Annotated in this window: 13 protein-coding genes; 6 read left to right on the top strand and 7 right to left on the bottom strand. The window is 60.7% G+C overall.

The genetic code is table 11. From position 1 onward, the window contains the following. From nrdR to N2600_RS07390, 5 genes are all read right to left on the bottom strand, one after another. Positions 1 to 477, bottom strand: coding sequence for a transcriptional regulator NrdR (gene nrdR, locus N2600_RS07410; RefSeq protein ID WP_260298538.1), 477 nt, complete (start codon positions 475 to 477; stop codon positions 1 to 3). A gap of 9 nt (positions 478 to 486) precedes the next feature. Further along, the gene (gene glyA / locus N2600_RS07405; protein ID WP_260110589.1) at positions 487 to 1,785 is read right to left on the bottom strand and encodes a serine hydroxymethyltransferase; all 1,299 of its coding nucleotides are present in this window, start codon (positions 1,783 to 1,785) and stop codon (positions 487 to 489) included. A 216-nt stretch (positions 1,786 to 2,001) separates the two neighbouring features. Further along, a complete protein-coding gene (locus tag N2600_RS07400; RefSeq protein ID WP_222384729.1) occupies positions 2,002 to 3,303 on the bottom strand; it encodes a L,D-transpeptidase family protein in 1,302 nt (433 codons plus the stop codon). A gap of 444 nt (positions 3,304 to 3,747) precedes the next feature. Continuing rightward, positions 3,748 to 4,263: a transcriptional regulator LdtR gene (gene ldtR, locus N2600_RS07395; RefSeq protein WP_260298537.1), complete on the bottom strand. Its 516-nt coding sequence runs from the start codon at positions 4,261 to 4,263 to the stop codon at positions 3,748 to 3,750. Between the two features lie 128 nt (positions 4,264 to 4,391). Further along, positions 4,392 to 4,829, bottom strand: a complete 438-nt coding sequence (locus N2600_RS07390; RefSeq protein ID WP_026154097.1) for a DUF6163 family protein — start codon at positions 4,827 to 4,829, stop codon at positions 4,392 to 4,394. A 274-nt stretch (positions 4,830 to 5,103) separates the two neighbouring features. Here N2600_RS07390 and hemB point away from each other — a divergent pair, with 274 nt between their 5' ends. The 6 genes from hemB to N2600_RS07360 all read left to right on the top strand — a co-directional run bounded on the left by hemB (position 5,104) and on the right by N2600_RS07360 (position 9,180). Beyond that, a complete protein-coding gene (hemB, locus tag N2600_RS07385) occupies positions 5,104 to 6,117 on the top strand; it encodes a porphobilinogen synthase (protein ID WP_260298536.1) in 1,014 nt (337 codons plus the stop codon). Between the two features lie 73 nt (positions 6,118 to 6,190). After that, complete coding sequence (locus N2600_RS07380) at positions 6,191 to 6,649, top strand: RDD family protein (RefSeq protein ID WP_017963772.1); 459 nt, start codon at positions 6,191 to 6,193, stop codon at positions 6,647 to 6,649. A 192-nt stretch (positions 6,650 to 6,841) separates the two neighbouring features. Further along, positions 6,842 to 7,618: an arginyltransferase gene (locus tag N2600_RS07375; RefSeq protein ID WP_260110588.1), complete on the top strand. Its 777-nt coding sequence runs from the start codon at positions 6,842 to 6,844 to the stop codon at positions 7,616 to 7,618. Then, positions 7,619 to 8,506, top strand: coding sequence for a DMT family transporter (locus tag N2600_RS07370; RefSeq protein WP_260298535.1), 888 nt, complete (start codon positions 7,619 to 7,621; stop codon positions 8,504 to 8,506). Positions 8,507 to 8,563: 57 nt separating this feature from the next. After that, complete coding sequence (locus N2600_RS07365; RefSeq protein ID WP_003547144.1) at positions 8,564 to 8,785, top strand: AbrB/MazE/SpoVT family DNA-binding domain-containing protein; 222 nt, start codon at positions 8,564 to 8,566, stop codon at positions 8,783 to 8,785. Beyond that, entirely contained in the window at positions 8,785 to 9,180 is a 396-nt protein-coding gene (locus N2600_RS07360; protein WP_222384727.1) for a type II toxin-antitoxin system death-on-curing family toxin, read from the top strand. The genes N2600_RS07365 and N2600_RS07360 overlap by 1 nt, the downstream gene beginning before the upstream one ends. Here N2600_RS07360 and N2600_RS07355 read toward each other — a convergent pair. Together N2600_RS07355 and parC are read right to left on the bottom strand one after the other, a co-directional pair. After that, a complete protein-coding gene (locus N2600_RS07355; protein ID WP_017963768.1) occupies positions 9,164 to 9,622 on the bottom strand; it encodes an SRPBCC family protein in 459 nt (152 codons plus the stop codon). The two genes, N2600_RS07360 and N2600_RS07355, sit on opposite strands and share 17 nt — an antisense overlap. A gap of 156 nt (positions 9,623 to 9,778) precedes the next feature. Then, a complete protein-coding gene (parC, locus tag N2600_RS07350; RefSeq protein ID WP_260110587.1) occupies positions 9,779 to 12,034 on the bottom strand; it encodes a DNA topoisomerase IV subunit A in 2,256 nt (751 codons plus the stop codon). Positions 12,035 to 12,112 lie beyond the last annotated feature (78 nt).

The raw sequence follows: 12,112 nt of genomic DNA, 5'->3' as shown, positions 1-12,112 counted from the left end.
TCACCTGTCCAGCGGGTCGCGGGCAATCTTGGCGTTGATCTCGGAAATGACCTTCTCGAAATCCTCGGCAAGCGAGAAATCCCGGTAGACCGAGGCGTAGCGCACGAAGCCGACATCATCGAGGCTCTTCATGGCTTCCAGCACCTGCAGGCCGATCTGCTCGGAGGAGATCTCGGTCTCGCCGGAGCTTTCAAGCCGGCGGACGATGCCTGAGACGGCGCGCTCTATGCGGTCCCGCTCGACGGGGCGCTTGCGCAACGCCACTTCGAAGGAGCGCACCAGCTTGTTGCGGTCGAAGGGCACTTTGCGGCCGGTCTTCTTGATGACCATCAGCTCGCGCAACTGCACGCGCTCGAACGTCGTGAAGCGGCCGCCGCAATCCGGACAGATGCGCCGCCGGCGGATGGACGTGTTGTCCTCCGCCGGGCGCGAATCCTTGACCTGAGTATCTTCCGAACCGCAATAGGGGCAGCGCATCCCTACTCCTTATCCCAAGTAATCATACATGGGGAAGCGGTCGGTGAGGTTGACCACCTTGCCGCGCACCGCGGCTTCGACGGCAGCGTTGCCTTCATCGGAATTGGCGACCTTCAGGCCGTCGAGAACCTCGACGATCAGATTGCCGATCTCGCGGAATTCGGCTTCCTTGAAGCCGCGGGTCGTGCCGGCCGGTGCGCCCAAGCGCACGCCGGAGGTGACGAAGGGCTTTTCCGGATCGAAGGGAATGCCGTTCTTGTTGCAGGTGACGTAGGCGCGGCCGAGAGCTGCCTCGGCGCGCTTGCCGGTGGCGTTCTTCTTGCGCAGGTCGACCAGCATCAGGTGGTTGTCGGTGCCGCCGGAGACGACGTCGAGGCCGCCCTCCATTAACGTTTCAGCAAGCGCCTTGGCGTTCTTGACGACCTGGGCGGCGTAGTCTTTAAATTCCGGCTGCAGCGCCTCGCCGAAGGCCACAGCCTTGGCAGCGATGATATGCATCAGCGGGCCGCCCTGAAGACCCGGGAAAACGGCCGAATTGAACTTCTTCGCCAGATCCTCGTCATTGGTGAGGATGACGCCGCCGCGCGGACCGCGCAATGACTTGTGGGTCGTCGTCGTCGCGACATGGCAATGCGGGAACGGGGACGGATGAACGCCACCGGCGACAAGGCCGGCGATGTGGGCCATGTCGACCATCAGATAGGCGCCGACGCTGTCGGCGATCTCGCGGAAGCGCTTCCAGTCCCAGATACGGGAATAGGCAGTGCCGCCGGCGATGATGAGCTTCGGCTTGGTTTCTTCGGCCTTGCGGGCAACTTCATCCATGTCGAGCAAGTTGTCGCCTTCGCGCACGCCGTAGGAGACGACGTTGAACCACTTGCCGGACATGTTGACCGGCGAACCATGCGTGAGGTGGCCGCCCGAATTCAGGTCGAGACCCATGAAGGTGTCGCCGGGCTGTAGCAGCGCCAGGAACACGGCCTGGTTCATCTGCGAACCGGAATTCGGCTGGACGTTGGCGAAATTGACGCCGAACAGCTTCTTGGCGCGCTCGATTGCCAGTTCTTCGGCGATATCGACGAACTGGCAGCCGCCGTAATAACGCTTGCCGGGATAACCCTCGGCATATTTGTTGGTCATGATGGAGCCCTGGGCTTCCAGCACGGCGCGGGAGACGATGTTCTCAGAAGCGATCAGTTCGATCTCGTGCCGTTGGCGACCGAGTTCCTTTCCGATCGCGCCGAAAATGTCCGGATCGACGTCCGCAAGCGAGCGATTGAAGAAGGATTCGGTGGAAGCATTGGTCATGGGCGGGCTCCTCAACTGGAATGCGCTGAGGTATTAGCCTTCCGCCGGGGCGAGGGCAATACGAAGAACGACATTTGCTGAGCAAAGCGCGCGCTCACGCTCTTTTGCGGTCGCGCCGCGCTGATCCTTGGCGACCACATCGAGGAGTGTCTCCTCGGACTTAAAAAAACCGCGCCCGAAGGCGCGGTTCTCAAATCACGATGCAGGGGCGGCCGCTTACTGGACCGGCTGTTCCATACCGGCCGTGGTGTCGAGCGCCAGCTCGGCATTGCCGTCCATCTGATAGATGTCGTCGCGGAACTGGACGATGCCGTCGGGCATGCCCCAGGCAGAGATATAGACGAAATAAACCGGAACTTCCGTGGCGAGCTTGACCGGTGTGTTGACGCCGGTTGCGATCACCTGCTCCATCTGCTGGCGGCTCCAGCCGGGGGTCTCGCGCAACAGCCAGTTCGACAAGTCGCGGACGTTCTGGACGCGGACGCAGCCCGACGATTCAAAGCGCATCAGCTTGTTAAACAGGCCCTGCTGCGGCGTGTCGTGCATATACTCGCCATTCTTGTTGTAGAAGTTGATCTTCGTCGAGGCCATGGCGTTGGTCTTGCCGGGGTCCTGACGGAACATCAGGTTCGGCGCCTCGCCGTTCCAGTCGATGGTCTCGGGGGCGACTTCGTTGCCCTTGCCGTCGATCAGGCGGATGGCGTTCTTTTCGAGATAGGTCGGATCCTTGCGCATCAGCGGCATGATGTCCTTCTCGACGATCGAGCGCGGCGCAGTCCAGTAAGGATTGAGGATGACCTCGTAAATCTTCGAATTGACGAGATGCGTCGGGCGGCTGAGACGGCCGACAACCGCCGTGTGGCGCGTCGCGACACTGCCATCTTCAACAGCCTCCACATAGGCGGCCGGGATGTTGACCATCAGGTGACGGCGGCCCATGTCTTCGGGGAAGGTCTGCAGGCGAATCAGATTGGTGTTCAGCTGCTGCAGGCGGACATCGGCAGGAATGTTCATCGCCTTCAGCGTGAATTCGCCGAGAACGCCATCGGCCGGCAGGCCGTGACGCGCCTGGAAGCGCTTGACCGCACCATCGACATAGGAATCAAAGGCGTTGGACAGGCCGGCCTCGCGCGGCAGGTCGCCGGTGATCGCAAGGCGCTGGCGCAGCGCCTGGACGGTGGGAGAGCTGACGCCGAGCTGCAGGCGCTGGTCACCGGGATTGACCTCAGGCCAGCCACCGGCTGCGGCAATCTGCTGATACTGCATAATCGCCTGCTGCGCGCTTGCGACCGATTGGGGTCCGAGAATCGGCGTGTTGGAAACCATGGCGGTCGCCGTGCGCGACGCCGCCTTGGCGTCGAACTGGTCGTCCCAGTTGCCGCGGCGCGGCGCATTGATCAGCGTATCGAGCGCCGATTGCGCGAATGCCGGCGCGGCAAGCGCGCCGGCGCCAATCGTTGCCGCGGACGCCAGGAAAGCGCGGCGCGAGAGAGCTTCAATTCCGTTTTTCTTCGACATAGTCCCAACCACTGAATGCCGCTATTAAAGAGAATCTGCGGCTCTTTGCGATATCACTGCGCTTCAACGCAGATCCCAGTCCATTAGTTGTCCCGGCGCACCGAAAAATTCCGCTTGCCCCATCACAAGATTGCGATGCGGCAGCCTGAACATTCCTGATCGGTCTATTGAAAGCGCCGGTTGTTAAGCCTTCCGCTGCCACACCAATATGGCCAATTCGTGTTGCCGGTTGGGTAGAAGGACTGCCGGCTACCGGAAACACGACGCAACGAACCATATGACGGGTAAAGCGTGCCGGTTAATAACGGCTAAAAAACGGCTTGAATACAGGCCTTTGCGCTTGCCTGCCATGCGTTGCAAAGATGCCACGCAGATATAAACGGCAAATCGGACGTGCAGGGAACACGTCCGATTTTCTGCAACCCTGGAAGGAGGTCAGGGGTCTTAGAGACGGTACAAGATCTGGTCGTTCCAGAAACGGTCCAGACGCTGGAGCAGCTTGTTCATCTGGGTGAACTCGTCCGTGCCGATCCCGCCGACCTTGTCGATCGAGGCGATGTGGCGTTCGTAGAGCTTGGCCACTGTTTCGGCGATGTCCTGGCCGGTTTCGGTCAGGCTGATGCGGACCGAGCGACGGTCGATGCGCGAGCGCTGATGGTTGATGAAGCCGAGATCGACCAGCTTCTTGACGTTGTAGGAAACGTTGGAGCCGAGATAGTAGCCACGCGAGCGCAGCTCGCCCGCGGTCAGCTCGGAATTGCCGATGTTGAAAAGGAGCAGCGCCTGGATGGCGTTGAAGTCGCTGCGACCCTGACGGTCGAATTCGTCCTTGATGACGTCGAGAAGACGACGGTGCAGACGTTCAACGAGATGAAGGGATTCCATGTAAAGATCACGGATGTCGTGGTCCTGCTGGTCACGGAAGGTCGATACCGCCTGCGGCTTGATTTTCGTGTTCATATTGACTGCCTCACTGTTTGTTTGGCGGTGTGTTCTCTTCCCGCCTTGAGTGAGACCCTATCGAATACATATAAAATTCGACTTAAACCGCAGGCTTAACGGAGCCTTACCGGTAACCCCACGTTGTCTCAGGGTAAATCAACACTTACCTGGCGGCGGTGCCGGCGTTTTTCCAGCCACAGCAGCAGGCGGAAAATCAAGTAGACGACGGCGACCATGACATGCAGCAGGATGATCAGCTGGTTGGGGCCGAAAATATCCGGCAGCAGGCCATACATGAGGATTTGTCCGCCGGCGGCCAGCACCCAGATGACCGGTCCCCAGGAGACGGTGAGCCAAAGGCCGAGGGAGGCGACGGGGAAGAGCACGGCGAGGCTGGTGCTCGCCACCTTCCATGGCAGGCTCAAAAGATCGAAGCGGCCGGCGCCGACCAGCGAATAACCGACGAGCATCGCCCAATATTGCAGGCCGAACCAGAAGCAGGATACGGCAACCAGTCTCAAGAAGAGAATGAAGAGAATATCCGCCAGTGTGTGTTTCGGTATCGTCGGAGAGTCGGTTTCCATAGCGCAGACATCGGTTCGGGGTTGCATCTTCGCAAAAGCGCCGCGCGTCGGACAAGACGCACCAAGGACGCTCTATAACATTGCGTTGGCGCATAACGCTGAAAATCCGCTCCGATTTTTGGGATTATGCAATAAAAGCACCTTGTTTTTATGCATGTCGTTATCCTGGGCGACATGAATGGGTTTTCAGCCGCGGCCAATCGTCCGGTTTGGATTTTCCAGGCGCCATGATAATGAGCGCTCCGATAAATGGAATGGGCCGAGGACAGATATCATGCAGGACAGGACGCATCTCGTCGACGACATCACTGGTCATCGCCGTATGCGGCGCAACCGCAAGGCGGATTGGACACGTCGGCTGGTGCAGGAGAACCGGCTGACCGTCGATGACCTGATCTGGCCGATCTTCATCGTGCCGGGTTCCGGCATCGTCGATCCGATCGCGGCCATGCCCGGCGTCAACCGCATGAGCATCGACAAGGCTGTCGAAGCCGCGCGGGAAGCGGCCGGCCTCGGCATTCCGGCCCTCGCCACCTTTCCGAATATCGAGATGGAACTGCGTGACGAGACCGGCTCGAACAGCCTCGAAGCCAACAACCTGATCAATCGGGCGACGGCGGCGATCAAGAAGGCGGTACCTAATATCGGCATCATCACCGACGTCGCGCTCGATCCCTTCACCAGCCACGGCCATGACGGCATCCTCAGAGGCGGCGAGATCGTCAATGACGAGACGGTCGACCAGGTGGCACGCGCCGCCGTGATGCAGGCGGATGCGGGCGCCGACATCATCGCGCCGTCAGAGATGATGGACGGACGCATCGGCGCGATCCGCATGGCGCTCGATGCAGCCGGTCACCAGAGCGTCGGCATCATGAGCTATGCGACGAAATTCGCCTCCGGCTTCTACGGTCCCTATCGCGAGGCGATCTCGACCGGCGGGCTGCTGAAAGGCGACAAGAAGACCTACTATATCGACCCCGCCAACGGCACCGAGGCGATCCGCGACGCTGCCCTCGACGTCGAGGAAGGCGCCGACATGCTGATGGTCAAGCCCGGCCTGCCCTATCTCGATATCTGCTGGCGGATGAAGGAGGCCTTTGGCCTGCCGACCTTCGCCTACCAGGTGTCAGGCGAGTATACGCAGATCAAGGCGGCGGCGATGAATGGCTGGATCGACGGCGAGCGGGCGATGCTCGAAACGCTGCTGTCGTTCAAGCGGGCGGGATGCGACGGTGTCCTCACCTATTTCGCGGTCGAAGTGGCGAAAATTCTCGCAAAGCGGTGATTTTGGGGCAGATTATTGCATTTGGCCCTGCCGATACCATATCAGCGGCATCGCTTTTCCTGAGGAGATTGAGATGAGCTACAACCCCAATCCGCTTTATGCCGCACCGGAGGACTGGCGCGCCTATAGCGGCGTGTTGAGCCGCCGGGTCTTCGCCTTCATCCTCGACTACGTCATCGTGGCGCTGCTCTGCATTCCCGCGGCGATCGTGCTGTTCTTCGTGTCGATCGTCACGCTGGGGCTCGGCTTCTTTCTCTACCCTGCTCTCTTCGTCATCGTCGCCGGCATTTACTTCGGCCTGACGGTGGGCGGGCCGAGCCAGGCCTCGCTCGGCATGCGGGCCATGGGAATTGCGATCGTGCGCGTCGACGGACGGCCGATGGATTTCATGACAGCGATCGTGCATCTCGCACTGTTCTGGATCCTCAACTCGGTGCTGACGCCGCTCATCCTGCTTGCCGGCCTGTTCATTGAACGCAGCCGTCTCGTTCACGACCTGCTTGTGGGCACCGCGACGGTGCGCACGGCCTGAGACCCTAACTGTGACCCCGGGCGGAGACCAGATAAAGTCTCCGCCTCCCTTTGCCGATGGGTGCAGGCGCTCCATATCTGAAATTAGAAGACTGATATGAAGGGCGAAACGCGCCCCGCTGTTGACGTTTTTTATTCTTAGGTCATGCTGTCAGGAAACGGCACGGTCTCGACAGGGAAATTTCCGCGACAAATGAATACGCAGACGACGCCATCCCCGCAGTTTTATCTGACGGCTCCGGCTGCGTGTCCGTACCTGCCGCATGAGATGGAACGCAAGGTGTTCACCCATCTGGTCGGCCCGCGCGCCGCCGAGATGAACGACATCCTGACACAGGGCGGTTTCCGCCGCTCGCAGAACATCGCTTATCGCCCGGCCTGCGAATCCTGTCGCGCGTGCGTTTCCGTGCGAATTCTCGCCCAGGAATTCGAACCGACCAAATCGATGAAACGGGTGCTTGCCGCCAATTCCGACGTCATCGCCACCGAATTCGCGGCCCAGCCTTCCAGCGAGCAATATTCGCTCTTCCGGCGCTATCTCGATTTTCGCCACCAGCAGGGCGGCATGTCCGACATGACCGTGCTCGACTATGCAATCATGGTGGAAGACACGCATGTGAATACGAGAATCATCGAATATCGCCTGCGTGAGGAAGGCTCAGGACTGGAGCAGCGCCCGAAGGGCGAGCTGCTTGGCGCTGCGCTGACCGACACGATGAGCGACGGGCTGTCGATGGTCTATTCCTATTTCAATCCGGCACTCGAGCGCCGTTCGCTCGGCACCTTCATGATTCTCGATCATGTCAGGCGCACGAAAGCGCTGGGACTGCCGCATGTCTACCTCGGCTACTGGGTTCAAGGGTCGCGGAAAATGGATTACAAGACGCGCTTTCAGCCGCAGGAGCACCTGACCCCGCGCGGCTGGGAACGCTTCGATCCCTCGTCCATGCCCGAGAGCACCCACGGCTGAATGTTCCCCACCGCTCTTTCCGACCACCGGAAGGGCCTGCTGCTGACGACAATCGGCGGGCTGGCGCTTTCCGTGGATATCCCGCTGATGAGGCTCGCCGACGGCGAGCTGTGGTCGATCCTTGCCGTAAGAAGCATAGCGACCCTTGGCGTGACGCTTCTGGTCGCAACCGCGCTCAGGATTGCCAAGGGGCGATGGCCAATGCTGGTGCCGGGCTGGCCGGGCCTCTTTACCGGTCTGCTCTACGGGCTGACGACGGTGATCTTCATTCTCGCCGTTTTCAACACGTCGACGGCCAATGTCGTTTTCATCGTCGCCTTCAATCCGATGTTCGCCGCGCTGCTTTCCTGGATTTTCCTCAAGGAGCGGCCGGCGCCAGCAACGCTGATCGCCATGGCGGCGATGATTTTCGGCGTCGGCCTGATCGTGCGGGACGGGCTTTCGGGCGGCCATGTCTTCGGCGATATCATGGCGCTGCTTACCGCGTTCATCATCGCCGCCGCCATCACCGTCAGCCGCGCCTCACGCCGGGAGATGGGCTTCGTCTCGCTGCTTTCGACGGTTCTGCCGGCGGCGGCCGGCCTGATCTCGGTCATGCCGGCAGGCGGTCTTTCGATCGAGCATCCTGTCTGGATCCTCTTCAACGGCGCGGTGATGATGCCGCTTGCCTTCTGGTGCCTGGCGACCGGGCCGCGTTACCTCTCCGCGCCTGAGGTCGGCATGTTCTACCTGCTCGAAACCGTACTCGCACCGATCTGGGTGTGGCTGATCTTTGCGGAAACGCCGACGCCGATGACGCTGGTCGGCGGCGGTATCCTGGTGACGGCGATCGCGGCGCACTCGGTCTGGATGGTGCGGAGGAAAAGCATCAGGCAAATGGCAGGATAGGACGTTGTTGCCCGCTCGGCCTCATGTTATAACTCCGTTACCACAGAGGACAAAGCGATGAACGTCACAATCCGCAAGATCGGCAATTCAGAGGGTATTATCATCCCTAAGGAAACCCTCGACCGTCTTGGGTTGAAGACCGGCGATTCATTGGAATTGCAGATGGAAAACGGCGGCATCACTTTGAAGCCGGCCGATGAGGATTTGTCTCGTCAACTCGAGGCGGCGCGATATTTCATGGACAAATATAAGGTCGCCTTGAAAAAGCTGGCCGAATAATGGCCTTCAAATTCCTGACGAGACCATTGGTGGCGAGCCTGCAGAAAATGCAGATCGAGCGCTTCGGCGGTCTCGCAGGACTGCGTAACGAAGGCGCGCTGGATTCGGCGCTCGGCCGGCCGATCCACAAGGCAAACTATGGCTGCGACGACGTCATTGAGCTCGCCGCCGCCTATCTTTTCGGCCTCGCCCGCAACCACGCATTCGCTGACGGCAACAAGCGAATCGCAATCGTAACCGCCGGTGTGTTCCTTCTCGAAAACGGCTACGAGATCGAAACGACCGATGCCAATCTCTACGCTTTCGTTCTTGCCGTCGCCGCCCGCGAGATCGACGAAGAAGGTGCGACCCGCTTCCTGCGGGATTTCTGCATACCGCTCAACCCGTCGCCTTGAACTGCTGCTGCTCCAGTTCCCTGCCAAGCCCCTCGACCACATGCGCCCAGCCCTTCCGGGTCTTTTCCTCGTGTTCAGCCCATTCGGCGCACATTTCATGGGTCAGCGTCAGACGGCTGCCGCTGCCGAGAGGTTCGATGTCGATCTCGACGCGGTCGCAATTGTGATCGTGCTCCTCGACGGAAAGGCTGAAGACCATGCGTCGCGGGCGCTTCAGCTCCAGGAAGACGCCCTGGTGAAAGGCGTCGCCGGTCGGGCGGCGATCGACGACGAAGAAACGGCCGCCGACATGGGGATCGATATCGGCGCGGATGACATGACCCTCGTCAGTAGCAAACAGGAAGCGGCGGGCTATTTCGGGGTTGAGCCAGGCGTCATAGACAACGGCAGGCGGCGCTTTATAGGTGTGCGTGACATGCAATTTGATGGTGCTGGCGGGCATCGATTTTCCTCCGTTAAGGCGCGCGCACTTCCCCAAGCGCACGGGCCGCGGCCATTCCGTCCGCCCTCGGAGCCGGCCTGTTTGTATTTTTGGTAACAGGAGAGAAATAGAGGCATTGCCGCGCCCGCCAAGAGTCGGGCGCGGAATTTTTAAGCCTCAGCCGGCGAATTTGCCGCTGCGCGGGAAGCCCTTCGGCACGGTGCGGCCGGCGGTGGCGCGGTCGGCCAGCCATTCGGCGAGCTCGTCCTTGTTCTTCGTGAACGTGCGGCCGGCGCTGTCTTCCCAGACGAGACCGTCCGATATCGCAAAGCAGCGGACGTCGGAAATGCCGCCATCCTTGTAACGCTGCAGACGCACGCCCTTGCCGCGCGACATTTCCGGCACCTGCACCAGCGGGAAGACCAGCAGCTTGCGGTTTTCGCCGACGACGGCGACATGGTCGCCGCTGACGGGCACGAGCAGCTGCGTTTCCTCGGGCAGCGCGACGTTCATGATCTGCTTGCCCTTGCGCGTATTGGCGACCAGCTCGGCCTCCGGTACGACGAAGCCGTTGCCGGCGGTCGAGACGATCAGCTGCTTGCGCGAGGGCTCATGGACGAAAGCGGTCAGCACCGCCTGGTCGTTGTCCATATCGACGATGATGCGCAGCGGCTCGCCGTGACCGCGACCGCCCGGCAGCTTGTCGCCGCCGAGCGTGAAGGCCTTGCCACCGGTGGTGACGATCAGGATCTTGTCCGTCGTCTGCGCCGGGAAGGCGATCTTCAAGCCGTCACCTTCCTTGAAGGTCAGCGTCGCCGTATCGGCGATATGGCCCTTGAGCGCACGGATCCAGCCCTTCTCGGAAATGACGACGGTGATCGGTTCCTTCTCGATCATCGCCTGCTGGATTGCTTCCTCGTCGGTCTCGGGCGCGTCGGCAAACTGGGTGCGGCGGCGGCCGACCTCGGTCGCCTTGGCGAATTTCTTCTTCACTTCGCCAATTTCCCAGGCGACCGTCTGCCACTGCTTGTCGTCGGAGGAAAGCAACGCTTCGATCTCGCCCTTCTCCTTGGTGAGTTCGTCGAATTCCTTGCGGATCTCGAACTCTTCGAGCTTGCGCAAGGCGCGCAACCGCATATTGAGGATCGCCTCGACCTGATTGTCGGTGAGATCCCAGCGCGCCATCATGACCGGCTTCGGCTCGTCCTCCTCGCGGATGATGCGGATGACCTCATCGATGTTGAGGTAGGCGACCAGCAGGCCGCTGAGGATTTCGAGGCGCCTATCGATCGCCGCCAGACGGAAGCGCGAACGGCGCTGCAGAACTTCGCGGCGGTGGTCCAGCCACTCCTTCAACACCTCGTTCAGCGCCATGACCCGCGGGATGCGGCCCATGGAGAGCACGTTCATGTTGAGCGGGAAGCGGCTTTCGAGTTCCGTCAGCTTGAACATCGATTCCATCAGGATCGTCGGATCGACGCTGCGGGTCTTCGGCACCAGCACGACACGAATATCTTCGGCCGATTCGTCGCGGATATCTTCCAGCAGCGGCAGCTTGCGGGCGATCAGCAGCTCGGCGATCTTCTCGATCAGCCGCGATTTCTGCACCTGGAAGGGAATTTCGGTGATGACGATCTGATAGCCGCCGCGGCCGAGATCTTCCGTCTGCCATTTCGCCCGCACGCGGAAACCGCCGCGCCCCGTGCGGTAGCTCTCGATGATGCTGTCGCGGCTGTCGATAATGATGCCGCCGGTGGGGAAATCCGGGCCGGGAATGAATTCGACGAGCTTTTCGACGGTCGCATCGGGATGCTTGATCAGATGCAGGGCGGCATCGCAAAGCTCGTGGGCATTGTGCGACGGGATCGAGGTCGCCATGCCGACGGCAATGCCGGAGGAGCCGTTGGCGAGCAGGTTCGGGAAGGCGCCGGGAAGGACAACCGGCTCGGAATTCGATTCGTCGTAAGTGTCGCGGAAATCGACGGCATCCTGGTCGATGCCTTCGAGCAGCAGTTCGGAGACCGCCGTCATCTTCGATTCGGTGTAACGCATGGCGGCCGGGCTATCGCCGTCGATATTGCCGAAATTGCCCTGGCCGTTGACCAGCGTGTAGCGCTGCGAGAAGTCCTGGGCGAGACGGGCAAGCGCATCGTAGATCGACTGGTCGCCGTGCGGATGGTAATTACCCATCACTTCGCCGACGATCTTGGCGCATTTTCTGAAGGCCGAGTTCGGCCTCAGCCCCATCTCGTTCATCGCATAGACGATGCGGCGATGGACAGGCTTCAGCCCGTCGCGCACATCAGGCAGGGCGCGGTGCATGATGGTCGACAGCGCATAAGCAAGGTAACGCTGCTCGAGCGCCGCCTTGAGGTCGACCGGTTGGATGTGATCATCGTCTCCGCCTGAAGGCGGCAAAATCTCTTGTCCCATAGGTTCTGACTAGCTCAGAAGCGGCCGGTGGGCAAGGAAACCGGGCCGTTGCAGCTGTGGATGAAGTCTTGGGACTGA

It is taken from the genome of Rhizobium sp. WSM1274 (assembly GCF_025200775.1).
GTDB lineage: Bacteria > Pseudomonadota > Alphaproteobacteria > Rhizobiales > Rhizobiaceae > Rhizobium > Rhizobium leguminosarum_I.
The sequence above is the reverse complement of the archived record's forward strand: the minus strand, read 5'-3'. Positions and strand labels throughout refer to the sequence as shown.